Here is a 23,253-nt window from a genome sequence, read left to right on the forward strand (position 1 = left end):
TCGATCAACGGCAACAGCTACCGGCTCAAGAACCGCCTCCAGGCCATCGAGCGGGAGACCGACGTGGCCTGAGCAGTGGTGCACATAACTTCGTACGCAGTGGTGCACTCAGACGAGTACGCGGACATCCGCCAGTCCGGTCCGATCGATCACCATGCGCGCCTCCGTCACCGTGCGTGCCTCCTTCGGGGCTCATTTCTACCGCCCGCGCATCGCGACATCCACGGCTTGTCAATCCCCCCTTCACGAGTTGCCGCCGCTACGGCGCCATCCGACCGCCGACCAAGCACACACCGCCGCGGATCCTGCCGGAGCCTGGACTTCCTGATCAGTGGATCCAGCCGCCCTGAATAGTGCCGCCGTCTTCCACGACGGTGGAGGCAACGACACAACCCAGGAGTGGACACATGCCACGCAAACCCATCGACATCACCGTCCCCGACCTGTCCGGCAGGCGCGCCGTCGTCACCGGAGCAAGCGACGGCATCGGCATCGGAATCGCCACGAGGCTCGCCGCGGCCGGGGCCGAAGTGCTCCTGCCCGTTCGCAACCCACACAAGGGCGAGGCCGCGCTCACCACGATCCGTCGGACGACCCCCCACGCGAACGTGTCGCTCCGCGAGCTCGACCTGTCCTCGCTCGCCTCCGTCGCAGCCCTCGGCAAGACCCTGCGAGAGGAGGGCCGGCCGATCCACATCCTCATCAACAACGCCGGCGTCATGACCCCGCCCGACCGGCAGACGACCGCCGACGGGTTCGAGCTGCAATTCGGCACCAACCACCTCGGTCATTTCGCCCTGGTGGCCCACCTGCTGCCGCTGCTGCGCGCCGGCCACGCACGCGTGACCTCACAGGTCAGCGTCGCGGCGAATCAGGGCGCCCTCAACTGGGACGACCTGAACTGGGAACGCTCCTACGACGGCGTGAAAGCCTACAGCCAGTCGAAGATCGCGTTCGGGCTCTTCGGCCTCGAACTCGACCGGCGCAGTCGGGCCAATGGCTGGGGCGTCACGAGCAACCTCTCCCATCCCGGGGTCGCTCCGACGAACCTGCTCGCCGCCCGCCCCGAGGTCGGACGCGACCAGGACACCCGGAGCGTGCGCATGATCCGGGCTCTGTCCGCCCGCGGCATCCTCGCCGGGACGGTCCACACCGCGCGACTTCCCGCCCTCTACGCCGCCACCTCCCCCGACGCCGAGCGTGGCGGGTTCTATGGGCCGCGCGGACTCGGGCACCTGGGCGGCCCTCCCGGGGAGCAGAAGCTCTACTCGCGCCTTCGCGGCACCGAGGAGGCCCAGCGCGTCTGGCAGGTCTCCGAAGAGCTCACGAAGGTTCCCTTCGCCGACAGCTGAGCGTTCAGGGCCCCGGTTGCCAGGCCCAGCAGCCGGGGCCCGCGCGGTAGCCGCCGCCCTCCGGGCCCTTCACGCGTTCCTGGCCGACCGACCAGGTGTTGACCACCTTCGCCATGTCGCTTAGCTTAACCCAACCGCATTCCATCTGACGGAACGGAGGTGTTGTTCAATGGAACGAATTCGTCAGGGGCGCACGGTGGACCGCGGCCGTCCCACCCGACGCGACGTCCTGCGGACCGGTGGTCTGCTGCTCGGGGCCCTCAGCGCTCCGGCGCTCCTGAGCGCGTGCGGCACGAACGCCGCCGCGGACGGGGCCGGCAACGTCCTGCGGGTTTCCCAGCCCGGGGACCCCAAGACGCTGGACCCGCAGAAACAGGGCGACATGGTGTCCATGAACGTTCTGATCAACATGTTCGACACGCTCACCACCCGGGGCCGCGACAACCAGCTGCACCCCAGGCTCGCCCTCTCCTGGAAGGCCACCGACGCGCGCACCTGGCGCTTCGCGCTCCGCCCCGGGGTGACCTTCCACAACGGTGAGGCGTGCGACGCACGGGCCGTCGCGTTCAGCATCGAGCGGCTGCTCGACCCCGCCACCAAGTCACCGATCGTCGAACTGCGCTACGTCAAGGGCGTCACCGTGGTCGACCGGCTCACCGTGGACGTGCACACCACCGTGCACGACCCGATCCTGCCCGCCAAGCTCTCCCTGTTCGGCGGAGTGGTCCTGCCACCCCGCCACCTCTCGGAGGCGGGCGACGCCGCGTTCGCCGAACACCCCGTCGGCACCGGCCCCTTCACCTTCGTCAGCTGGCGGCGCGATCACGAACTGCGCATGCGAGCCTACGCCGACCACTGGAACGGACGGCCGAGCGTCGACGGCCTCGTCTTCAGCCCCGCGCCCAACGCCTCGTCCTCCCTCGCCGCCCTCCAGAGCGGAGGCGTCGACCTCGTCGCCGGACTCACCCCGGACGCCGCCCAGCAGCTCGACGGCTACTCCGGTGTCACGCTGGACGGCTACACGGGGATCCGCACGTCCTATCTGTCCCTGAACACCCTGGAACGGGGCCCGCTCCAGGACCGTCGCGTGCGCCAGGCGCTCAACCACGCGATCGATGTCCCCCTGCTGATCAAGGCCGTGCTCGGCGGCAAGGCCACCGAGACACCCGCCCTCGTGCCGCGTGGCGCCTTCGGCTTCGACCCCACGGTGAAGCCCTTCGCCCGCTCCCTGGAGACCGCGCGCACCCTCCTCGCCGAGGCCGGCCACCCGCACGGCTTCTCCACGACGCTCACCGCGTCCAACGTCGACTCCAACGTCGCCGAGGCCCTGTCGGGACTGCTCGCCAGAGCAGGGGTACGGGCCCGGGTCAACCTGCTCGACCCCGGCACCTACGCCGCCCGGCTCACCTCCGACAACCGGGGAGCACTCGGCCCGATCTACCTGGCGGCCAGCACCGTCTGGACGATGGACGGCCAGAGCATCGTCCAGTCCAACGTACGCAGCGACCGGCGCCAGAGCCGCTGGCACTCCAAGGAGGCCGACCGCCTCATCGACATCGAAGAGCTTTCCGAAAGCCCCGCGAAGCGCAAACGGGCCTTCTCGGACCTGCAACGGCTGATGCGCCAGGAAGCACCCTTCGTCTTCCTCTACCAGCTCGACAACATCTTCGCTCGCAACGACCGCCCCCGCTGGACGCCGGGATCCGCAGGCGTCCTCGCCATGGAGAGCGCGGAGGTTTCCTGATGAGCGCCCTCACCCTCGACAAGCCACCCACCCCGGCGGACACCCCGTCGCGCCACCGGGACACGCGAAGGCTGCTGCGCACCGTTCTCAGGCGCCTGGGCACGGCACTGTTCGTTCTGCTGTGCACGGCGACCGTCTCGTTCTTCCTCGTACGGCTCTCCGGCGACCCCGTGAAGATCCTGCTGCCGCCCGACGCCACGGCCCACCAGGAGAGCGTGCTCCGCGCGTCCCTCGGACTCGACCGGCCGCTGTTCACGCAATACCTCGACTACCTCTGGGGACTGCCCCGCCTCGACCTCGGCGACTCCCTGGTCTACGGCCAGCCCGTCAGCGAAATCCTCGCCGACCGGCTTCCCGCCACGATCGAACTGGCCGCCGCCGCCCTGGCGGTGACCCTCGTCATCGCCATCCCGGCGGGCATCTTCGCCGCGATGCGCCGCGGCCGCCGCTCCGACCACACCGTGATGACCGGTGTCCTGCTCGGCCAGTCCACCCCGCCGTTCTGGGTCGGCATCCTCCTCATCCTGGTCTTCGCCGTCTGGCTGCACGCCCTGCCCGCCTCCGGATACGGCACCCTGGCCAACCTGGTCCTGCCCGCCGTCACCCTCGCCGTCTACTCCGTGGCCGTCGTCGCGCGGCTGCTGCGCTCCTCGCTGATCGACGTCCTGTCCTCCGACCACATCCGGAGCTCCCGCGCCAAGGGCTTCGGGTCGCTGAAGGTGGTGCTCAGGCACGGGCTGCGCAATGCCTCACTGCCGGTGGTGACCGTCATCGGCCTCGAAGTCGGCAACCTGCTCGGCGGGGCGATCCTCACCGAACGGGTCTTCTCCTGGCCCGGAGTCGGACAGCTGACCGTCGAGGCGATCTCCAATCGCGACTTTCCGCTCGTCCAGGCCACCGTCCTGTTCTTCGCCGCCACCTTCGTCGTGGTGAACCTGCTCGTCGACCTCTCCTACAGCTTCCTCGACCCGAGGGTGAGGACGTCCCGATGACCCTCTTGTCACCTGCCGCGACCGGCCACGCCCCGGCGGCGGCACCGGCCGGCGGCTCCCGGTCCGTCGTCCTGCGCGCGCTGCTGCGCAACAAGCTCGCCGTCCTGGCCCTCGCCGTACTCGCCGTCCTGCTGATCGCCGCCCTGTTCGCACCGCTCGTCGCCCCCTACGACCCCAACGCGCAGAACCTCCTCCTGCGGCTGCGGCCCCCCGCCTGGCAGGACGGCGGCAGCGGCGCCCACCTCCTCGGCACCGACCAGCTGGGCCGCGACATGCTCTCGCGCGTCATCTACGGCGCCCGGGTCTCCCTGCTCGTCGGCGCGGGGGCCGCCCTGCTCGCCGGTGTCATCGGCACCGTCGTCGGACTGGCCTCCGGCTACTTCGGCGGCTGGGCGGACCGGGTGCTCATGCGGCTCGCCGACGTCCAGCTCGCCTTCCCCTCGCTGCTCCTGGCCCTCGCCATCGTCGGCTTCCTCGGCTCGGGTCTGTGGTACGTGATCCTGGTGCTCGGCTTCACCGGCTGGGTCTCCTACGCCCGCGTCGTGCGGTCCGAGGTGATGTCGCTGCGCACGCGCGACTTCATCACCGAGGCCCGGGCGATCGGCGTCACCGACGTCACCATCATGCGCCGCCATCTGCTGCCCAACGTGATGGCACCGCTGGCCACCATCGGAACCCTGCACGTCGCCGCCGCGATCGTCGCCGAGGCTTCCCTGAGCTATCTGGGCCTGGGGGTGCCCAAGGAGACGGTCACCTGGGGCGCCATGCTCTCCGACGGCCAGCTCTATCTGGGCACCTCCTGGTGGGTCGCCGTATTCCCCGGCATCGCGCTGATGCTGACCTCTCTCGCCATCAACATCACCGGCGACGCCCTGCGGGACGTCGCGGACCCGAAGGCCTACCGCCGATGACCATCGACCGACCGACAACCGACCCGTCCCAGCGGCCGGCGGACGAGCAGCCGCTGCTGGAAATCAACGGCCTCAGCGTCGACTTCAGGCTCGAGACCTCCGTCGTGCACGCCGTCCGGGACGTCTCCCTCCACGTCCGGGCCGGTGAGACGCTCGCCGTCGTGGGCGAGTCGGGCAGCGGGAAGACCGCCACCGCACTGTCCGTCCCGCGTCTGAACCCGAGCCCGCCGTGCGTCTACGCGAGCGGCGAGATCCTCTTCGACGGACGTGATCTGCTGGCGCTCTCCGAGAAGGAACTCGGCCGGATCCGGGGCCGCGACATCGCCATGGTCTTCCAGGACCCGATGACCTGCCTCGATCCGCTGCAGCGCGTCGGGGCACAGGTGGCCGAGGTGCTCAGGCACCACACCGGCATGTCCCGCGCCGAGGCCAGGGACGCCGCGCTGGACGCGCTGGACGAGGTCGGCATACCCGACCCGGCCCTGCGCTACCGGCAGTATCCGCACGAACTCTCCGGGGGCCTGCGGCAGCGCGTGATGATCGCGACGGCACTGGTGGGACGGCCCCGCCTGCTCATCGCCGACGAGCCGACCACCGCCCTGGACGTCACGGTGCAGAGCCAGATCCTCGACCTGCTCGTCACCCTCCAGCACAAGCACGGCATGGCGGTTGTGCTGATCACCCATGACCTCGCGGTCGTGGCGGAGACCGCCGACCGCGTCGTGGTCATGAACCAGGGCAAGGTCGTCGAGACCGGCGACGTGCTCGACGTCTTCGACCGTCCGGCCGACGACTACACCCGCAAACTGCTCGCCGCCACCCCGCGATTGGAGGCGGCATGACCACCGAAGTCGCTGCGCCCGCGCCCCCGGCCGGAAAGGTTCTCCTGGAACTCGTGGGCCTGCGCAAGGAGTTCGGCACCAGGACGGTGAACGTGGCCGTCGACGACGTCTCGCTCGAGGTCCACGAAGGGGAGACCCTGGCCCTGGTCGGCGAGTCCGGCTGCGGCAAGACCACCCTCACCCGGCTGCTGCTGAAGCTCGTCGAACCCACCGCCGGAAACGTGCGCTTCGACGGACAGGACCTCGCCGCCCTCTCCCCCGCCGGACTGCGTGCCGTACGCCGCCAGATGCAGGTCGTCCTCCAGGACCCGTACTCCAGCATGAACCCGCGGATGCGCATCACCGACATCGTCGCCGAACCGCTGGTCACCCACGATCCCGAGGCGCGCGGGCGGCGCGCCCGGGCCCGCACCCGGGAACGGGTCGGGGAACTCCTGGAGGCCGTGGGCCTGGACGCCGGCATCCAGGACCGCTACCCGCACGAGTTCTCCGGCGGTCAGCGCCAACGTGTGTCGATCGCACGGGCCCTGGCGCTCCGGCCACGCCTGCTCGTGCTCGACGAGCCCACCAGCGCGCTGGATGTCTCCGTGCAGGCCACCGTCCTCGACCTGCTGGCGGATCTCCAGAGGCGGCTGGGCCTCACCTATGTGTTCGTCTCGCACAACCTCGCCGTCGTACGGCAGGTGGCCGACCGGGTCGCGGTGATGCGCCGAGGGCGGCTGGTCGAGGTGGGCGAGACGGCCGCGGTGCTGCGCACCCCCCAGCACCCCTACACGCGGCAACTGCTCGACGCGGTGCCGGTCCTCGACCCGCGCAGGGGCCGCCGCGCCGCGGACCGCGTGTCCCTGACGAGCGACGAGAGCCGATGACCGGCCACGCGCTACAGGTGCGAGACGACGAGTCCGGCGCCGCCGAGCAGCGCGCCATCGTCGACGGCGGCCGTGCCGACGAGCACCCGCGGCTGCTCGGCGCCCGAGAAGGCGACGGCGTCCCGCAGCCGCTCCTCCACCACGGTGCGAAATCGCTCACCGCCCTCGCGCGCCTCGCCGTGCAGGATGAAGAGGCCGGGTGCGAAGAGCTGCTGCACGTTCACCAGCCCCAGCGCGAGGTTTTGCGCGTACTCCTCCACCACCCGCCCGGCGAGCGCGTCCCCGCGGTGCACCAGTGCCTCCAGGGACGTCTCGCCCCCGAGCCCCGCGGCGCGGGCCCGGGCCCGCAGCCAGCCGGTGGTGGCCACGGTCTTCCAGCAGCCGCGGTTCCCGCAGGTGCACCGCTCGCCGCTGGCCGACACGGTCATATGCGCGCCGCTGCGCCCGCCGGGCGGGGCCATCACCTCGCCGTCGTAGAGGATCCCCACGCCGAGTACCTCACCCGTGGAGACCGAGGCGAAGGTGCGCCGCCCACGACCGGCGCCGAACCAGCGATCGCCGAGCACCTGCAGTCGCGCCCGATGCTCCACCCGCACGCTCGCCCCGGTGAGCGCGCCGAGCCGCTCCGTGACCGGATAGCCGTGCAGTCCGGGGGCGTCGTTCACCTCCATGATCAGGCCCGTGACGGGGTCGACAAGCCCGGCGGCGGCCACCCCGATCCCCTGGAGTTCATGGCCTGCGAAGACCTGGGCCGCCCCGGCCAGCGCGGTGTCGATGTCCGCGGGGGTGGCGGTGGCCGCGTCGTACGACGACTCGGTGCGGTCCAGTATCCGGCCCGCCATGGACAGTACGGCCGCCCTGACCCGACCGGGGACCAGCTCGACGGCCCCCAGCCGCCGAGGCGCCTGGGGAGCGGCCGGTTGCGACGCGGCCTCGGGGACCAGTCGCAACGGAGAACGTTTGTGGGCCATGCGCCGACTCTGCCATGGCCCCGTTTCGGAGAGGTAGCACCGTGAGCCAATCGAGACTGACCGAACTCACCTGGCGCGAGGTGCGCCGGGCCGGCGAGGAGGGCATCGCCCTGCTGCCCATCGGTTCGCAGGAGCAGCACGCCTCGCACCTTCCGATGGGCACCGACACCCTCCTGGTCGAGGAGGTGGTGGACCGCGCGCTGGACATGCTCGTCCGGGAGGCCGGGCCCGGCGTGGTGCGGTTGCCGGTGCTGCCCTTCGGGCACAGTCCGCACCACTTGTTCGCGGCGGCCGTCTCGCTCTCCGCGGCGACCTTGGGCGCGGTCCTGGACGACATCCTCGACTCGCTCGTGACCAGCGGATACCGCCGCATCATGGTCGTGAACGGCCATGGCGGCAACGACGAGATCATGCGGCTCGCCGTGAAGCGGTTCGCGCTGCGTTCCCCGGTGACGGTCGCCGCCTGCTCGTACTGGACCCTCACCGCGGGTGAGGACGGAGCGGGGCGGCCGGATGTCACCCCGGGGCATGCCGGATGGTTCGAGACGTCACTCATGCTGGCGGCCCACCCGGAGCTGGTGCGGACACCCGTGCCCGCCCGCGCTCCGATCGAACCGCCGCCCCTGTTCGACACCCCGCCCTACCCGGGCCTGACGGTGGAACGCCACGGGGAATGGGAGCGGGTCGGCGGCTCCACGGACGACGCCTGCGACGCCGACGCCGCCCGGGGCGACCGGCTGCTGGAGGACCGGGCGCACGGACTGGCCCGGGCGATCCATGCCTTCGACGCGGCGAGCCGGTCACCCCGATGATGCGAGGAGTAGCAATGAAGATCACTGACGTCGACGTATGGGTGGTCAACCTCCCCCTCGTCAACCCCTTCACCAGCTCGTTCGAGACCAAGACGGGCGAGACGCGCACCGTGGTGCGCATTCGCACCGATGAGGGTGTCGAGGGCTGGGGCGAGACGATGTGGGGCGCGCCGGTCGCCGCGATCGTCCGGTCGATGGCCCCGGACCTGATCGGGACCAGCCCATTCGCGCTGGAGAGCTTTCACCGCAAGCAGCACATGGTGCCGTTCTTCTACGGCTACCTCGGCTACGCGGCGATCGCCGCCCTCGATGTCGCCTGCTGGGACGCGATGGGCAAGGCCACCGATCAGTCCGTCACCGATCTGCTGGGCGGTGCCGTCCGCGACGAGGTCCCGATCACCGCGCTCATCACCCGCGCCGACGCGCCGGGCGCGCAGGGCGCGGGCCTGCCCAAGGCGATGGCGGAGCACGCGGTACGCGTCGTGGCGGAGGGCGGCTTCGAGGCCGTCAAGCTCAAGGGCACGAAGGACTGCGCGGGCGATGTCGCCATCCTGCGCGCCGTGCGCGAGGCGCTGCCCGAGGTGAACCTGCGTGTCGACCCGAACGCGGCCTGGTCGGTCCCCGACTCGATACGCGCCGGCATAGCCCTGGAGGAACTCGACCTGGAGTATCTGGAGGACCCCTGCGTCGGCATCGAGGGCATGAGCCAGGTGAAGGCGAAGGTGCGCATCCCGCTGTGCACCAACATGTGCGTCGTGCGCTTCGAGGAGTTCGCCCCCGCGATGCGGCTGAACGCCGTCGATGTCATCCACGGTGACGTCTACAAGTGGGGCGGTATCGCGGCGACCAAAGCGCTGGCCGCGCACTGCGAGACCTTCGGCCTGGGCATGAACCTGCACAGCGGAGGCGAGCTCGGCATCGCCACGGCGGCGCACTTGGCCGTCGTCTCCAGCACACCCGTGCTCTCGCGCGCGATCGACAGCATGTACTACCTGCACGCCGACGACATCATCGAGCCGCTGCACCTGGAGAACGGCCGGCTGAGGGTGCCCACGGGACCGGGGCTGGGCATGAGCGTGGACGAGGAAAAGCTCCGGCACTACGCCGCGGCCAACGAGCGGGACGGGGATCTGACGGGATGAGCGAGCGGACGAGCAAGCGGGCCGTGCACACGTCCGGGGCCCCTCGCCCCGCGGGTGCCTACTCCCAGGGCGTGGTGGCGGGCGGGTTCCTGTACACGGCGGGCTTCGGCCCGCAGGACCCGGTGACGGGCGAGATTCCGGAAGGCGTCGGGGCACAGACCGCACAGGTACTGCGCAATGTCGCCGCCGTGCTCGCCGAACAGGGGCTGACCCTGCGGGACGTGGTGAAGGTGACGACGCATCTGCAGCACTTGAAGCGGGACTTCGCCGGGTACGACGCCGCCTACCGCGAGTTCTTCAGCGAGCCCTGTCCGGTGCGCACCACCGTCGGGTCGGATCTGATGGACATCCTGGTGGAGATCGACGTGGTGGCCGTCGTACCGGGCACGGACGGGTCGTTCCGATGAATCGTCTATCCGTTCCGGATAATGGAACGGCGATGGGTTAGGCTGAGTGACATGCCGAAGCCGGTCATTACCCCCGCGAGCCACCGCGAAGAGCCGCGTGCCGCCGCAAAGGGCCCTGTGGACAAGGCACTCGAGGTGCTGGACGCATTGGTCCAGCCCGATGCCCCGCATCGCCTGGCCGACCTCGCCGCCCGCACGGGGCTGCCGAAGCCGACCGTCCACCGTCTGCTGCAGACCTTCGCCGACGCCGGATACGCGGTCCCGGGCCCCGGCGGCAACTACCAGGCCGGACCGCGTCTGCTCGGGCTCGCCGCCACGACGATGGCTTCCAGCCGCGAGCTGCGGCTGGCCCGCCCGGTCCTGGACGACCTGCGGCAGCGCACCGGCCACCTGGCCCACTTCTCGGTACGGGACGGGGCCGTGGCGGTGCATGTGACGCACTCGGAGCCGTCGTCCGCGTACCACATGGCGCCGGCCGCGGGTGGCGAAGTCCCGCTGTACTGCTCGGCGGTGGGATGGGCGATGCTGTCGGCCCTTCCATCGCAGACGGCGGCGGAGCTCCTGGGCAGCGTGCCCCTCCCGGCCCGTACGCCGCGGACGGCGACGGACCCGGAGGCCGTGCTCGCGGCTCTGCCCGCCGTGCGCGAACAGGGCTACGCGGTCGACGACGAGTACGCGGAGCAGGACGTCCGCGCCATCGCCGCCCCGGTGCTGGGACCAGGCGGCCAGGTCGCCGGCGCGGTCGGCATCGTCGGGCTGACGTTCACGCTGGACGAGGGGAGCGTGGCCATGCTGGGGCCGATGGTGCGCGCCGCCGCCGGGGCGGTGTCGGCGGCGCTGCGCGGCGGCGCGGGGACGCTGGGGATCGTGCGGGGGCAGGAATGAGCGGGGCCGCGGGCGGCCGGACCATCCCGGGCGCGGACCGGACGGGAACAGCCGGACCGCGCCCGGCAGACGAACCGGCGCTGCTCGAAGGGCTCCTGGCAGCAGGCCGCCGGACCGGGATCTACTCCGCGGCCGCCTGGTCGGTCGGCACCGCGGCCGGGCGGACGGTGCACGGGCATCTGGGCACCCGCAGTTGGGGCGGGGCGGAGCTGAACGGCACCGAGCTGTGGGACCTGGCCTCGGTGACGAAGCCGATCGTGGGCCTGGCCGCACTGCGGCTGGCGGAGGCGGGAGCGCTGCGCCTCGACGAGGCGGTCGGCGCGTACCTGCCGGAGTACCGCCGCGTGCCCGGCAAGGCGGACATCACCCTCACGCAGTTGCTCGCCCACACTTCCGGACTGCCCGGCGGTACCCCCCTGTGGCGCGCGCACTCCGACCGGGACGGGCTGCTGGCCGCCCTCCGCGAGCTGCCGCTGCGCGGGGCGCCGGGCACGGTGGTGGAGTACTCGTCCGCGGGGTTCATCCTGCTCGGCCTGATCCTCGAACGGGCCACCGCCACCGGCCTGGACGAGCTGGTCGCACAGCAGGTGTGCGAGCCGCTCGGCATGCGCGAGACGGTGTTCGCGCCCGGCCAGGCGGCCCGCGAGCGCGCGGTCTCCACGGAGCTGTGCACCTGGCGCGGCCGCCTGGTGACCGGCCAGGTGCACGACGAGAACGCGGTGGTGCTCGGCGGAGTCTGTGGCCACGCCGGCCTGTTCGCGTCGCTGTCCGACGTGGACCGGCTGGGCCGGGCCCTCGCGGCGGGCGGCGAGGGTTTGCTGAGCTCGGTCGGCTTCGCCCGGATGACCGCCTGCCATACAGAGGGTCTCCCGCTGCGCCGCTGCCTCGGCTGGCAGGGGCAGGACGCGGTGGGCTCGCCGGTCGGTACGGCGATGGGCCCGTCCTCGTACGGCCACACGGGCTTTACGGGGACGAGCCTGTGGGTGGAACCGGGGGCGGACGGGGCGGGAGGCCGCTACTACGTCCTGCTCACCAACCGCGTCCACCCCAGCCGCGAGCCCCGCCGCTTCCCGGCGGTCCGCCGCGCCTTCCACCACCACGCGGCAGCGCTCGCCCGCACAACGGACGCGCCCTGACTCAGGCTCAGGTTTGTTGGATTTTGATAGGTGACAAGGGCGCCATGTTCCCTTGTGGTTTGTTGTGTTGACACGTGTCGTGATGAGTGTGACGGTTGCGGAGCTTGGTCCTGGCCTGGATGTGCACTGTTCGTTCTTCAACGGAAGTGAGACGCATGAGCTCAGGAATACGGCGCCGCAGCCTTCTGTCCGCGGCCGCTCTGGGAAGCACAGCCGGTCCGCTCGGTCTCTCCGTCCCGGCGTCGGCACAGCCGGTCCACGGCGCCGGACCGTCCGCGGCCACGTTGCCCGCCGAGGACGGGTACGACCTGTGGCTGCGCTACCGGCGGGTGGAGGATCCCGGTCAACTGGGGCGGTACCGGGCCGCGTTGGGGAGCCTGGTCTGGCAAGGAGGCGGCCCGCTCCAGCGGTCGGCGGTGGAGGAGTTGGTCCGCGGGCTCACCGGGCTGCTCGGTACCCGGGTGGCGCCTCGCACCAGCGCCCCCTTACCCGCGGCACTTGTGGTGGGCACCCCGACGAGTTCTCCACTGATCCGAGAGCTCGTGCCCGCGGCCGACCTGGCCGAGCTCGGCGACGAGGGCTACGTCGTCCGCCGGGTCACCCGGCGCGGCAGGGACTTCACCGTGGTGGCGGCCCACGCCGACCGCGGTGTGCTCTACGGTGCGTTCCATCTGCTGCGGCTCGTACAGACCCGGCGGCCGCTGGAGCACGTCGATCTCACCGAGCGCCCGGCCGCCCCGCTGCGCATGGCCGACCACTGGGACAACGACGACGGTTCGATCGAGCGCGGCTATGCGGGCCGGTCCTTCTTCGACTGGGAGAAGCTGCCGCAACTCGACAGCCGGTACACGGACTACGCACGGGTCCTGGCCTCGCTCGGCATCAACGGCGCCGTGATCAATAATGTCAACACGCCGGCGGACTACCTCGCCGAGCCGTTCCTGACCAAGCTGGCCGCGCTGGCCGGGGTGCTGCGCCGCTACGGCGTGGCGCTGTACGTCACGGCGAACTTCGCCGCCCCCATCGACCTGGGCGGACTGGACACCGCCGACCCCTTCGACCCCGGGGTGCGCGGCTGGTGGACGAAGAAGGCCGAGGAGATCTACGGCAAGATCGAGGACTTCGGCGGCTTCCTGGTGAAGGCCAACTCCGAGGGCCGCCCCGGGCCGCTGGACTACGGACGCACCCACGCCGACGGGGCCAACCTGCTGGCGGGCGCGCTGAGACCGTACGGCGGGATCGTGATGTGGCGGGCGTTCGTGCACGACACTGACGAGAAGTGGGACCGGCAGGCGTACCTCGACTTCACACCACTGGACGGGAAGTTCGCGGACAACGCCGTGGTGCAGATCAAGAACGGGCCGATCGACTTCCAGGTCCGCGAGCCCGCCCACCCGCTCTTCGGCTCGCTGCCACATACCAACTCGATGATCGAACTCCAGGTGACGCAGGAGTACACGGGACACGCCACCCATCTGTGCTATCTGGTTCCGCAGTGGAGGGAAGTCCTGGACTTCGACACGCTCAAGGCCGGCGAGGGCAGCACCGTGGCCCGTGTGGTGACCGGCCGGGTGCACTCCTACACGCACTTCGGTTTCGCCGGCGTGATGAACTTCGGCGATGCCAGGAACTGGACCGGCTCACACCTGGCCGCCGCCAACACCCACGGCTACGGACGGCTGGCCTGGAACCCGGACCTGTCCGCGCAGGACCTGGCCGCCGAGTGGACCCGAATGACCTTCGGCAACGACCCGCACGTCATCGAGACGGTCTCCGCACTGCTGCTGGGCTCCTGGCGCACCTACGAGGACTACACCTCGCCGCTGGGCACGGGATATCTCACCCATCCGCCGGACGCCTCGGTGACCGGGCACTTCGACCCCAGCCCGACGACGACCACCCAGTTCCACAAGTCGGACCGCGCGGGCATCGGCTACGACCGCACCGCCGCCACCGGCAACGGCTACACCGAGCTGTACGCGCCGCCGACACGGGACACCTACGAGTCGCTGGAGAACTGCCCCGAGGAACTGGTCCTCTTCCTCCACCATGTCCCGTACACCCACCGGCTGGAGCGCGGCACGACCGTGATCCAGCACATCTACGACACGCACTTCTCCGGCGCGGCGCGGGTGGCGGACATGCGCACGGACTGGGAGGGGCTGCGGCGCCGCGTCGACCACCGCCGGTTCACCGATGTGCACCGCCTGTTCGGGGAGCAGATCACCGAGGCCGCCAAGTGGCGGGACACCCTGGTCGCCTACTGGTTCGACCTGAGCCGGATCCGCGATGAGCGCCGCGCCTGGCTCCAGGCGATCGTCGCCCCGGCCGACACGGTGCTGCTGGGCGGGGTGCGCAACGAGCTTCCGGTGCAGGTCCTCAACGCGACGGGCGCCGGGCTGCGCACGGTGACCACGCTGGACGTACCCGAGGGCTGGCGGTCCGAGGAGGCGACCGCTTACGTGGCCTCGCGGGAGGGCGAGACGGTGAAGATGCCCGTCGTGCCGCCGCCGACGCCCGCCCTCGCCACCCTGCACGCGCGACCGAGGTCGGGCGCGGTGCCGGTGCTCGACTCCTCGCTGCGCAGCCTGGCCAAGGCCGTCGTCGTCCCACCCGCCGCGCGATGCGTACACGCGCTGGACGCCGGGCCCGACTCGGCGCCGCTGCTGAAGGACTACACCCGGCTCTCACCGTCGAGCGGCTGGCACGAGGGCGCCGGCTTCGGCTGGGTCGCCAACACGCCCGACGCCACGGACACCGGACTCTTCGATGTCGTCCGCCGGGACTACGTACGCGACAGCGCCCCGACCGTGCTGCGGCTGAAGCTGCCCGCCGGACGCTGCACCGCCCATCTGCTCACCGGCGACCCCAACACCCTCAACAGGTCGCTGATCGTCCGGGTCGACAGGATCGAGAAGGCCCGGAGCGAGCAGCTCGACGGCCGGGAGTTCACCTGGCTCCGGATCCCGCTGGACGGCGGATCCTCCGGACGCGAGGTGGACCTGGAGCTGTCCGCGAAGGAGGACGAGACCTGGCATCTCAGCGCCTGCGTGGTAGTGGCGGACGGGCAGGAGCGGGCCTAGCGTCGCTGCTCACCAGGGCCCGTCGGCTTGCTGACGGGCCCCTTGGCGAGGGTGGGTGGCCCCTCGGGTCGGCCGGCGGCCAGGCCGTCCTAGCCCGCGGTGGTGGCCACCTTCTTCGCGATGGCCCGCAGCAGGTCATGGCGGATCATGCCGCTGCCCGCCCGCATGGAGGGAGCGCGCCCCCCGGGGGGATATCCGATTTACCCTCATTCCGCCGTACCGCTTCCCGCCGCCAACGCCGGGTCTTGCCCGTGGACGTGACGGTCGGACATCTGTCGTTCCGGTGGCTCACCGGCTTTATCCACTCGGGGAACATCGCGTAAATTCTGAAGATCTTCTCAGGCGAGGCGGCCGCCAGTGCGTCATGTCACAACCGGCCGAGGCGTCACGAGGGCACAACCGTCCCGACCCCGCTCGCGGTTGGCGGACTCTCGTGCATAACGGGCGCGTTACCCGTGCGGACGACGTTGATCGGCGAGGTCACCGGACCACGGGGCATCCGCGCTCGGCTGGTTCGAAGCGGCGTAGACGGTGCGTTGGGGGCGCGAATGCGTCATGGAATGACCCGTTCGGACTCCGCGCGCCCTGCCGGTGGCCACGGGCCGCGGCAATGATGAGCGGACCGCACGTAATCCACGACTCCGCACACCTGCCCTGTGGCGGGTGGACATGCGGTGGAAGGAATGTACGTTGTTGCTTCTCATCTCCCCGGACAGCGTCGACGAGGCCCTCGACTGCGCGAAGGCGGCCGAGCACCTCGACATCGTCGATGTCAAAAAGCCCGACGAGGGCTCGCTCGGTGCGAACTTCCCGTGGGTCATCAGGGAGATCCGGGACGCGGTCCCGGCGGACAAGCCGGTGTCCGCCACCGTGGGAGACGTGCCGTACAAGCCCGGCACGGTGGCCCAGGCGGCGCTCGGTGCGGCTGTCTCCGGAGCCACGTATATCAAGGTCGGCCTCTACGGATGCACGACGCCCGAACAGGCCATCGATGTCATGTGCGGGGTCGTCCGGGCGGTGAAGGACTACCGGCCGGACGCGTTCGTCGTCGCCTCGGGCTATGCCGACGCTCACCGGATCGGCTGTGTCAACCCGCTCGCGCTGCCCGACATCGCCCGCCGCTCCGGTTCCGACGCGGCCATGCTCGACACCGCGATCAAGGACGGAACACGGCTGTTCGACCACGTTCCGCCGGACGTCTGCGCGGAGTTCGTCCGGCTGGCCCACGAGGCGGATCTGCTCGCCGCCCTCGCGGGCAGCGTCAAGGTCGGCGACCTCGGTGAACTGACCCGCATCGGCACGGACATCGTGGGGGTGCGCGGGGCGGTCTGCGAGGGGGGCGACCGCAACGCCGGAAGGATTCAGCCGCGGCTGGTGGCCGCCTTCAAGGCGGAGATGGACCGGCATGCCCAGGAATACGCGGCCACCGTCGCCACCGCGAGCTGACCGCGGGCATGCCGACACCTCAGCCCCGTCGCAGGCCGGGGCCCCGCGGCGAGCCCTTCGCCGTCCTCGATCCGGCGACGGGCGAGGTCTTCGACGAGGCTCCCGACCAGCGGCCGGGCGAGTTGGACGCCATCGTCGACCGGGCCCACGATGCCTGGCGCGACTGGCGGGCCGACCCCGTCGCCCGCACCACCGCGCTGTTCGCGGCGGCCGACGCCGTGGAGGCGGCCGGGGCCGACCTCGCTCCGCTGCTCACCCGTGAGCAGGGCAAGCCCCTGGCCGAGTCGTACGCGGAGATCGCCCGCGCGGCGGCCCGCCTGCGCTACTTCGCCGAACTGGACCCGATGCCCCAGCCGATCACAGACGGTCGGCCGGTACGCACCGAGGTCCGCTGGCGACCGCTCGGGCCCGTCGCCGCGATCGTCCCGTGGAACTTTCCCCTCCAGCTCGCGTCGGCGAAGTTCGCGCCCGCGCTCGCCGCGGGCAACACAATGGTGCTCAAGCCCTCCCCGTTCACGCCCCTCGCCACACGGCTGCTGGGGTCCGTCCTCTCCGCCGCCCTCCCCCCGGACGTCCTGACGATCGTCACCGGTCGCGAGCCCCTCGGTGCCCGCCTCGCGTCCCATCCGGGGATCCGCCATGTGACCTTCACCGGTTCGATTGCCACCGGACGGGCCGTCGCCAAGGGCGCGGCGGCCTCGCTCGCCCGGGTCACCCTGGAGCTGGGCGGCAACGACGCCGCCATCCTGCTGGAGGACGTGGAGGTGGAGCGGATCGCGGACCGGCTGTTCTGGGCGGCGTTCCGCAACTGCGGGCAGGTCTGCATGGCGGTCAAGCGCGTCTACGCCCCGGCCCGGCTCTACTCCCAGGTGGCCGAGGCCCTCGCGGAGCGCGCGAAGACCGTCGTCGTCGGACCCGGTCTCGACCCGGGGTCGCAGCTGGGGCCGGTCAGCAACGCTCCGCAGCTGGCCCGGGTCGAGCGCTGCACGGCCCAGGCGCTGGCGGACGGTGCCAGAGCCGTGGCCGGTGGTCACCGGCTGGAGGGGCCGGGTTACTTCTTCGCCCCGACGATCCTGGCCGATGTCCCCTCCGGCAGCCCGGTGGTGACGGAGGAGCAGTTCGGCCCGGTCCTGCCGGTGCTGCCGTACGGCCGCCTGGACGAAGCCGTCGAGGCGGCCAACGACACCGGCTTCGGGCTGGGCGGCTCGGTATGGGGAACCGACCTCGACCGGGCCGAGGCGGTGGCCGGCCGGCTGGAGTGCGGGACGGCGTGGATCAACCACCACGCCGAACTGTCCCTCGCCCAGCCCTTCGCGGGCATCAAGGACAGCGGTGTCGGCGTCGCGGGCGGGCCGTGGGGGCTCTACGGAAACCTCAGGCCGTTCGTCGTGCACCGTCCGGAGGAGGCGTGACGAAGAGGTTCGGTGCGGCGGTACTGCGCTCGTACGAGAGCCCATTCGCCGTCGAGGAGGTGATCCTGAACGCGGGGCCGGCCGACGGCGAGATCCTGGTCAGGATCTCGGGCTGCGGGATGTGCCGGACCGATCTCGCGGTCCGGGGTTCGGCGGGCCGCTCACCGCTGCCGGCGGTGCTCGGCCACGAGGGGGCCGGGGTCGTGGTGGAGACGGGCGGCTTGGACACCGGGCTCAGCGTCGGCGACCATGTCGTGCTGAGCTTCGACTCCTGCGGACACTGCCCGAGCTGTCTGGGCGCGGCCCCCGCCTACTGTGACTCCTTCGCCTCGCTCAACCTCTTCGGAGAGCGCACGGAGAACGCGGCACGGTTCACCGACGCGGCCGGCATCGCCTTGGCCCCCCGGTGGTTCGGCCAGTCCTCGTTCGCCGAGTACGCGATGGTCCCGGCTCGCAACGCCGTCCGGGTCGATTCCTCGCTGCCCATCGAACTGCTCGGACCGCTCGGCTGCGGCTTCCTCACCGGCGCCGGAGCGGTCTTCAACTCCTTCGGTGCCGGCCCCGGCGACACCATCGCGGTCTTCGGCGCGGGGGCTGTGGGCCTGGCCGCGGTGATGGCGGCCACCGCCGCCGGGGCGGTGACCGTGGCCGCCGACCGGCACCCCGAACGGCTGGCCCTCGCCGAGCGGCTCGGCGCGAGCCCGCTGCACGCCGCATCGGCCGGCCTCCCCGAGCGCATTCGGCAACTCACCGACGGTGGCCCGCAGTACGCGCTGGACACCACGGGCTCCGCCCAACTGATCAACGACGCGCTCCGGGCCCTGCGCCCGACCGGCCACCTCGGCCTGGTGGCACGGCTCCACACCGCGCTGCCGCTCAAACCGGGCACGCTGGACCGGGGCCGGAGGATCTCCCACATCTGCGAGGGGGACGCGGTGCCGGGGCTGCTGATTCCGCGACTGACCGGGCTGTGGCAGGCCGGGCGGTTTCCCTTCGACCAGCTGATCCGTACGTACCCGCTCGCCGAGATCAACGAGGCCGAACGCGACTGCGACGCGGGCCGCGTGGTCAAACCCGTCCTGATTCCGGCGGGGACGGGCCGATGAGCGAGGCGTTCAACGCCACTGCCCATCCGATCGACCGCCACATCATTCGTACTTCGTATTCCTCGCTGTTCGTAGTCTCTGCTCGCACCAAGGGAGGACACATGGTCGGCACAGCGCATCGGAGCGCCGGTGTGGAAGGCGTGGAAGGGGGTGTGGGTCTGACCGCTCTCTTGGTCGCCGCGGCACGGGCGATCGAGACCCACCGCGACGACAGCCTGGCACGGGACGTCTTCGCGGAGCACTTCGTGCTCGCCGCACCGGCGTCCGCGGGCTGGCCCGTCCGCATACAACAGGTTCCGGCCGGAGACGCGGATCCGCTGTGGGGGCGATTCGCGCGCTACTTCGGGCTGCGGACGAGGGTCCTCGACGACTTTCTCCTCCGGTCGGTACAGGCGGGAGGCGCCCGCCAAGTGGTCCTGCTCGGGGCCGGGTTGGATACGCGGGCGTTCCGGCTCGATTGGCCTTCCGGCTGTGTGATCTTCGAGATCGACAGGGAAGGCGTGCTGGCGTTCAAGCACCAGGTGCTCGGCGGACTGTCGGCCACCCCGAAGGCGGCACGCATGCCGATCCCGATCGATCTGCGCGCCGACTGGGTCGGAGCACTGACCGACGCCGGCTTCGACAGGGCCGCACCGAGCGTCTGGCTGGCCGAGGGGCTCCTGTTCTACCTGCCAGGCGCCTCCGAGAGGTATCTCATCGACACGGTGAACCAGTTGAGCACGGGTGGCAGCGCCCTGGCGTTCGAGGTCAAGCTCGAGAAGGACTTGCTGGCATACCGCGACAGCCCGCTCTACACCTCTACAAAACACCAGATCGGCATCGACCTGCTCAACCTGTTCGACAGCGAACCGCGGCCCGACTCCGCGGGTGACCTGGCGGGCAAGGGCTGGTCCACATCGGTCCACACCCCCTTCGACTTCACCCGCCAACACGGGCGCGGCCCGCTGCCCGAGCAGAACGACGCGCTGGCGGGCAACCGATGGGTGTTCGCGAACAAACCCCGGCCGTAACACCGCCGTCAGACGGCCCAGCCATACCCGGCCCTCACGGCAGCCCGGGCTTCGCCATCCACATGCTCTCCCGGCTCCCCCACCACCCCCCTGCGCGTTGCCGTCTCCGCAGGAGGTCTGGAGACGCTCAAGGCCACCGTCCGCGCGGCGCTCGCGACAGCCGCCGCCCTGTCTACTGGGTCCACGGCTTCGACGACGTATCCGGAGTTGTCACAGGAAGGCAGCGGACGTCGATACCTTCTGGCTGGACATCCACGAGGGCATCCTGAACGTCTCGGACCGCGCGGGCGGGCTCACCGTCATCGACCACGAGGACGAGCACCCGTGGGCCCGCCGTAGCCAGGACGAGCACGCCTGGCTGATCCGCGCCGACGACCGGGCCATTTGCCACGGTCACCATCGGGGCGTCACCGCCTACGCGCCCGACGGCGGCGTTCGGCTGGCAAGAGGACGACGCCGGGTACGTGGGCATCGCGCACCGGGTGGTCCAACGGCTGTCGAAGGCGACCGGCGCCATCGAGGCCACCTACGCCTGCGACAGCGCGGTGTACTCGTGCGCCACCTCGCCCAGCGGACGGTTCGTCTTCGCCGGTGACTCGGCGTCCTCCGTCTACTGCTTCGACCGGGACGGCACCCGCCTGTGGAAGCTCCTCCCGCCGGGGCGGTGGTCGTCGAGTGCGTCCAGGAGGGTGGCCGCCTCCGCGTGCACGTGGTGTCCAAGGGCTACGACTCGTCCTGGAACGTCCAATTCCCAAGCGCGATACGGGCGCCCGGTGCGCGCTATGTCGTGGACGCCCTGCACATGGCGGCGGGCGGCTTCTACCGGGTCCGCGGTGATATCCGGCGGCTGCTATGACCGGGGCGGGCGCCCTCTTCTCGCGGCGGACGGTCTCGCATACGTCGTAGCGGGGTGCACGCGGTCCCGACCCCAGAGGTTCGAGCCGGTCACGGTGCTCATCACCCCGCCGAATCAGGCGACCCACATCGAGCTGAAGTGGCCCTTCGGCGACGCCTTGCTGGACCAGTCGGGTGCCACCGACCCCGGGACGACCATCAGTCCGCTCTTGGGCTCATAGATCCTTCCGCAGCGGGGCCGCCGACCGTGAGCCGAAGAGCGCTTCCTCCACTTGGGACCGGCGTTCGTCGAGCGGCTGGACCTCGGCCGATCCGCAATACCGCTCGATTTCCTCGATCAGCTCGGCCGTGGCCCGCATTGCGGGTGCCGAATAATCATCCGCGCAGCGTTGGGCGATGGGTGCGGGTAGCGGGCGACGCGGGCGAACTGACGTGGTGATGGCCGTTCAGGCTTTTTGCAGTGACGGTTTCGCGCTCTTGCGCCGTTAGTACCTGTTGGCGATCTTGTTGGTTTATCGGGATGGTCTTCAATTTCCAGAAAGGGGAACATAGCCATGTCTACGGGCTATACAAACCTGGAAGCCGACAAAACCACCAATGATGACAGTCGTCTGATGGTTGTCCTGTATGCCTACGCGGCAGCCCGGGACAGCGTCTCCCGCAACGAACTCTTGCGACTTGCGGACACCGCGCCCGATGAGGCCGGACAGGCCATCGACAGGCTGCTCCGACTCAAGGTGCTCACCAGCAAGCCCGGAGACCCGGATCGTCTCATACCCGTGGCGCCGGCCACCGCCTACGCCCAACTTCTTTTGCCGGCGATCCGTGAACTGCGCGAACGGCAGATGATGATCAACGAAGTGAGCGCGGAACTAGTGGATCTGCTTCCTGTCTACGAGAAAAGCGTCATGGAAGGCGTAAGGGAACACTTACTGCATCGTCTCGACAATGTGGATGCCGTCCGCCTGACCCTGTCCGAACTCTCGGCTCGCGCCACCAAAGAGATCCTCATTTCCCAACCCGGCGGCCCTCGCCCCGAACCCGTCCTCAAGGAGGCAACGGACCGCGCCGTAGGCGTGCTTGAGAGTGGCGTACGCATGCGTACGCTCTATCAGTACGCGGCGCAGTTCCATCAGCCCACTGTCGACCACGCCTCGCTGCTTGTCGAAAACGGCGCTGAAGTCCGTGTTGTTACGCATGTTTTCATGCAGCTCATCGTCTTCGACCGCGAAGTCGCCCTCGTCGAGCTGGTTGGCAACCCCAAAGGCGCCTTGCTCATACGTGACCTGAGCGTCATCCACTTCCTGGTCGGCGCCTTCGAGCGGGCTTGGGGTAAAGCCCTGCCCTTCCCGCTCGCCTACGAGCGGGACCAGATGCTGTTCAGCTCGGAGGAGATGAAGACGGCGATCGTGGAACTTCTCGTCGAAGGCCATGACGACAAGGTTGTCGCCAAGCGTCTTGGCATCTCCTTGCGCACCTTCCAGCGCCACCTGGCCGAGGTACTGCGCCGTATCGGGGCCCGCAACCGGCTCCACGCCGGCTACCTGCTGCGCGATCTCGGCATACTCCAAGAGAAAAGCACCCGACAGCAAAATCGGCGGGTCGCAAGGTAGTTGTCTGTTAGCTCGACGAGGTCGCAATGCCTTACAGGCCACCCGCAATCGTTCGCACAAAGGACACCATGACAGCGACCGTTCCGCCCTACGTCCGCCCTTCACGCCTGGATGAAGCGCGCCGTGACTGCACCGCTACCCGCATCTTCGGCGAGCAGCTCGATGGCACCGGTCTCGCCACGTGGGCACGGCCGAATGGCGGCTGCTTCATCGCGCTCAGCCTCCTCGACGGCTGCGCCCGCGAAGTGGTGCGCCTGGCCGCTGAGGCCGGCATCGCCACCACGCCGGCCGGGGCCACTCACCCCTACGGCATCACCGTGTGCGTGCGGCGCGCCGACTACGAGAGGCTGATCGCCCAGCAAAACTGACCCCGCGATCACATTCGACAACGAGCGCAACAAGGCCGGGCCATGCCCGGCCTTGTTGTATTTACGTCGACGGCGGCGGTCCGTTTAATGTTGAATTATTCCTTTTGCCCTGTGGCGGGTTTACGTCAGTCGTATGCACGATCCCTTGCGGCCGCGACAGGTGTCTCATTGCTCAGGCAGGATCGCGGTGCGTCGGACGGCATGACGAGTAACCACTCCACTCATTGGTGAGGGGCTCGGATTAACGCTCGTCCACACCGCTCGGTTTCGAAGAGGGAAAGGGACTCGAATTGAATG

General features: G+C 70.2%; 20 protein-coding genes and 1 pseudogene. 19 read left to right on the plus strand and 2 right to left on the minus strand.

Features of this window, described 5'->3' with window-relative positions:
- Positions 1 to 407: 407 nt before the first annotated feature.
- The 6 genes from J5X86_RS11135 to J5X86_RS11160 all read left to right on the plus strand — a co-directional run bounded on the left by J5X86_RS11135 (position 408) and on the right by J5X86_RS11160 (position 6,710).
- Entirely contained in the window at positions 408 to 1,352 is a 945-nt protein-coding gene (locus J5X86_RS11135; protein WP_208516589.1) for an SDR family oxidoreductase, read from the plus strand.
- A 169-nt stretch (positions 1,353 to 1,521) separates the two neighbouring features.
- Positions 1,522 to 3,096: an ABC transporter substrate-binding protein gene (locus tag J5X86_RS11140; protein WP_208516590.1), complete on the plus strand. Its 1,575-nt coding sequence runs from the start codon at positions 1,522 to 1,524 to the stop codon at positions 3,094 to 3,096.
- Positions 3,096 to 4,088: an ABC transporter permease gene (locus J5X86_RS11145; RefSeq protein ID WP_208516591.1), complete on the plus strand. Its 993-nt coding sequence runs from the start codon at positions 3,096 to 3,098 to the stop codon at positions 4,086 to 4,088. Before J5X86_RS11140 ends, J5X86_RS11145 begins: the two co-directional genes overlap by 1 nt.
- On the plus strand, positions 4,085 to 4,999 hold the full coding sequence (locus tag J5X86_RS11150) for an ABC transporter permease (RefSeq protein ID WP_208516592.1): 915 nt from the start codon (positions 4,085 to 4,087) through the stop codon (positions 4,997 to 4,999). The genes J5X86_RS11145 and J5X86_RS11150 overlap by 4 nt, the downstream gene beginning before the upstream one ends.
- Complete coding sequence (locus tag J5X86_RS11155; RefSeq protein ID WP_119984073.1) at positions 4,996 to 5,841, plus strand: ABC transporter ATP-binding protein; 846 nt, start codon at positions 4,996 to 4,998, stop codon at positions 5,839 to 5,841. The genes J5X86_RS11150 and J5X86_RS11155 overlap by 4 nt, the downstream gene beginning before the upstream one ends.
- The gene (locus J5X86_RS11160) at positions 5,838 to 6,710 is read left to right on the plus strand and encodes an ATP-binding cassette domain-containing protein (protein WP_208516593.1); all 873 of its coding nucleotides are present in this window, start codon (positions 5,838 to 5,840) and stop codon (positions 6,708 to 6,710) included. The genes J5X86_RS11155 and J5X86_RS11160 overlap by 4 nt, the downstream gene beginning before the upstream one ends.
- Before the next feature lie 11 nt (positions 6,711 to 6,721).
- Here J5X86_RS11160 and J5X86_RS11165 read toward each other — a convergent pair whose 3' ends face one another.
- A complete protein-coding gene (locus tag J5X86_RS11165) occupies positions 6,722 to 7,681 on the minus strand; it encodes an ROK family protein (protein ID WP_208516594.1) in 960 nt (319 codons plus the stop codon).
- A 41-nt stretch (positions 7,682 to 7,722) separates the two neighbouring features.
- Between J5X86_RS11165 and J5X86_RS11170 the strand changes: the two genes are divergently transcribed.
- The 11 genes and pseudogenes from J5X86_RS11170 to J5X86_RS11220 all read left to right on the plus strand — a co-directional run.
- Positions 7,723 to 8,493, plus strand: a complete 771-nt coding sequence (locus tag J5X86_RS11170) for a creatininase family protein (RefSeq protein ID WP_208516595.1) — start codon at positions 7,723 to 7,725, stop codon at positions 8,491 to 8,493.
- A 14-nt stretch (positions 8,494 to 8,507) separates the two neighbouring features.
- Complete coding sequence (locus tag J5X86_RS11175; protein WP_208516596.1) at positions 8,508 to 9,635, plus strand: mandelate racemase/muconate lactonizing enzyme family protein; 1,128 nt, start codon at positions 8,508 to 8,510, stop codon at positions 9,633 to 9,635.
- Entirely contained in the window at positions 9,632 to 10,042 is a 411-nt protein-coding gene (locus J5X86_RS11180; RefSeq protein ID WP_208516597.1) for a RidA family protein, read from the plus strand. Before J5X86_RS11175 ends, J5X86_RS11180 begins: the two co-directional genes overlap by 4 nt.
- Before the next feature lie 51 nt (positions 10,043 to 10,093).
- Positions 10,094 to 10,927, plus strand: coding sequence for an IclR family transcriptional regulator (locus J5X86_RS11185; RefSeq protein ID WP_208516598.1), 834 nt, complete (start codon positions 10,094 to 10,096; stop codon positions 10,925 to 10,927).
- Positions 10,924 to 12,063 carry a serine hydrolase gene (locus J5X86_RS11190; protein ID WP_243980116.1) on the plus strand — a complete coding sequence of 380 codons (1,140 nt, stop codon included), beginning with the start codon at positions 10,924 to 10,926 and terminating at the stop codon, positions 12,061 to 12,063. Before J5X86_RS11185 ends, J5X86_RS11190 begins: the two co-directional genes overlap by 4 nt.
- Before the next feature lie 155 nt (positions 12,064 to 12,218).
- Complete coding sequence (locus tag J5X86_RS11195) at positions 12,219 to 15,146, plus strand: alpha-glucuronidase family glycosyl hydrolase (RefSeq protein ID WP_208516599.1); 2,928 nt, start codon at positions 12,219 to 12,221, stop codon at positions 15,144 to 15,146.
- Positions 15,147 to 15,815: 669 nt separating this feature from the next.
- A complete protein-coding gene (locus J5X86_RS11200; protein ID WP_208516600.1) occupies positions 15,816 to 16,592 on the plus strand; it encodes a (5-formylfuran-3-yl)methyl phosphate synthase in 777 nt (258 codons plus the stop codon).
- Between the two features lie 8 nt (positions 16,593 to 16,600).
- Positions 16,601 to 18,004, plus strand: a complete 1,404-nt coding sequence (locus tag J5X86_RS11205; RefSeq protein WP_208516601.1) for an aldehyde dehydrogenase family protein — start codon at positions 16,601 to 16,603, stop codon at positions 18,002 to 18,004.
- Positions 18,001 to 19,110 carry an NAD(P)-dependent alcohol dehydrogenase gene (locus tag J5X86_RS11210; RefSeq protein WP_208516602.1) on the plus strand — a complete coding sequence of 370 codons (1,110 nt, stop codon included), beginning with the start codon at positions 18,001 to 18,003 and terminating at the stop codon, positions 19,108 to 19,110. The genes J5X86_RS11205 and J5X86_RS11210 overlap by 4 nt, the downstream gene beginning before the upstream one ends.
- Before the next feature lie 101 nt (positions 19,111 to 19,211).
- The gene (locus tag J5X86_RS11215; RefSeq protein WP_208516996.1) at positions 19,212 to 20,120 is read left to right on the plus strand and encodes a class I SAM-dependent methyltransferase; all 909 of its coding nucleotides are present in this window, start codon (positions 19,212 to 19,214) and stop codon (positions 20,118 to 20,120) included.
- Positions 20,121 to 20,340: 220 nt separating this feature from the next.
- A pseudogene (locus tag J5X86_RS11220) lies at positions 20,341 to 20,976 on the plus strand (hypothetical protein); the annotation flags it as partial.
- A gap of 214 nt (positions 20,977 to 21,190) precedes the next feature.
- On the opposite strand, the gene J5X86_RS11225 reads toward J5X86_RS11220, so the two are convergent.
- Positions 21,191 to 21,334, minus strand: a complete 144-nt coding sequence (locus J5X86_RS11225; RefSeq protein WP_279595189.1) for a hypothetical protein — start codon at positions 21,332 to 21,334, stop codon at positions 21,191 to 21,193.
- A gap of 195 nt (positions 21,335 to 21,529) precedes the next feature.
- Between J5X86_RS11225 and J5X86_RS11230 the strand changes: the two genes are divergently transcribed.
- Positions 21,530 to 22,588 (plus strand): helix-turn-helix transcriptional regulator, encoded by a 1,059-nt coding sequence (locus tag J5X86_RS11230; RefSeq protein WP_208516603.1) that lies wholly within the window; start codon positions 21,530 to 21,532, stop codon positions 22,586 to 22,588.
- Between the two features lie 68 nt (positions 22,589 to 22,656).
- Entirely contained in the window at positions 22,657 to 22,956 is a 300-nt protein-coding gene (locus tag J5X86_RS11235) for a hypothetical protein (RefSeq protein ID WP_243980117.1), read from the plus strand.
- The last annotated feature ends 297 nt before the right edge of the window (positions 22,957 to 23,253 follow it).

The sequence above is a fragment of the Streptomyces sp. NEAU-YJ-81 genome, from assembly GCF_017592595.1.
Lineage (GTDB): Bacteria > Actinomycetota > Actinomycetes > Streptomycetales > Streptomycetaceae > Streptomyces > Streptomyces hygroscopicus_B.

Bases quoted from the DNA above. Each gene is read 5' to 3' on its own strand.
- J5X86_RS11135 (WP_208516589.1), top strand. From the start codon at position 408: ATGCCACGCAAACCCATCGACATCACCGTCCCCGACCTGTCCGGCAGG.
- J5X86_RS11140 (WP_208516590.1), top strand. From the start codon at position 1,522: ATGGAACGAATTCGTCAGGGGCGCACGGTGGACCGCGGCCGTCCCACC.
- J5X86_RS11145 (WP_208516591.1), top strand. From the start codon at position 3,096: ATGAGCGCCCTCACCCTCGACAAGCCACCCACCCCGGCGGACACCCCG.
- J5X86_RS11150 (WP_208516592.1), top strand. From the start codon at position 4,085: ATGACCCTCTTGTCACCTGCCGCGACCGGCCACGCCCCGGCGGCGGCA.
- J5X86_RS11155 (WP_119984073.1), top strand. From the start codon at position 4,996: ATGACCATCGACCGACCGACAACCGACCCGTCCCAGCGGCCGGCGGAC.
- J5X86_RS11160 (WP_208516593.1), top strand. From the start codon at position 5,838: ATGACCACCGAAGTCGCTGCGCCCGCGCCCCCGGCCGGAAAGGTTCTC.
- J5X86_RS11165 (WP_208516594.1), bottom strand. From the start codon at position 7,681: ATGGCCCACAAACGTTCTCCGTTGCGACTGGTCCCCGAGGCCGCGTCG.
- J5X86_RS11175 (WP_208516596.1), top strand. From the start codon at position 8,508: ATGAAGATCACTGACGTCGACGTATGGGTGGTCAACCTCCCCCTCGTC.
- J5X86_RS11180 (WP_208516597.1), top strand. From the start codon at position 9,632: ATGAGCGAGCGGACGAGCAAGCGGGCCGTGCACACGTCCGGGGCCCCT.
- J5X86_RS11185 (WP_208516598.1), top strand. From the start codon at position 10,094: ATGCCGAAGCCGGTCATTACCCCCGCGAGCCACCGCGAAGAGCCGCGT.
- J5X86_RS11190 (WP_243980116.1), top strand. From the start codon at position 10,924: ATGAGCGGGGCCGCGGGCGGCCGGACCATCCCGGGCGCGGACCGGACG.
- J5X86_RS11195 (WP_208516599.1), top strand. From the start codon at position 12,219: ATGAGCTCAGGAATACGGCGCCGCAGCCTTCTGTCCGCGGCCGCTCTG.
- J5X86_RS11200 (WP_208516600.1), top strand. From the start codon at position 15,816: ATGCGGTGGAAGGAATGTACGTTGTTGCTTCTCATCTCCCCGGACAGC.
- J5X86_RS11205 (WP_208516601.1), top strand. From the start codon at position 16,601: ATGCCGACACCTCAGCCCCGTCGCAGGCCGGGGCCCCGCGGCGAGCCC.
- J5X86_RS11215 (WP_208516996.1), top strand. From the start codon at position 19,212: ATGGTCGGCACAGCGCATCGGAGCGCCGGTGTGGAAGGCGTGGAAGGG.
- J5X86_RS11225 (WP_279595189.1), bottom strand. From the start codon at position 21,334: ATGCGGGCCACGGCCGAGCTGATCGAGGAAATCGAGCGGTATTGCGGA.
- J5X86_RS11230 (WP_208516603.1), top strand. From the start codon at position 21,530: ATGTCTACGGGCTATACAAACCTGGAAGCCGACAAAACCACCAATGAT.
- J5X86_RS11235 (WP_243980117.1), top strand. From the start codon at position 22,657: ATGACAGCGACCGTTCCGCCCTACGTCCGCCCTTCACGCCTGGATGAA.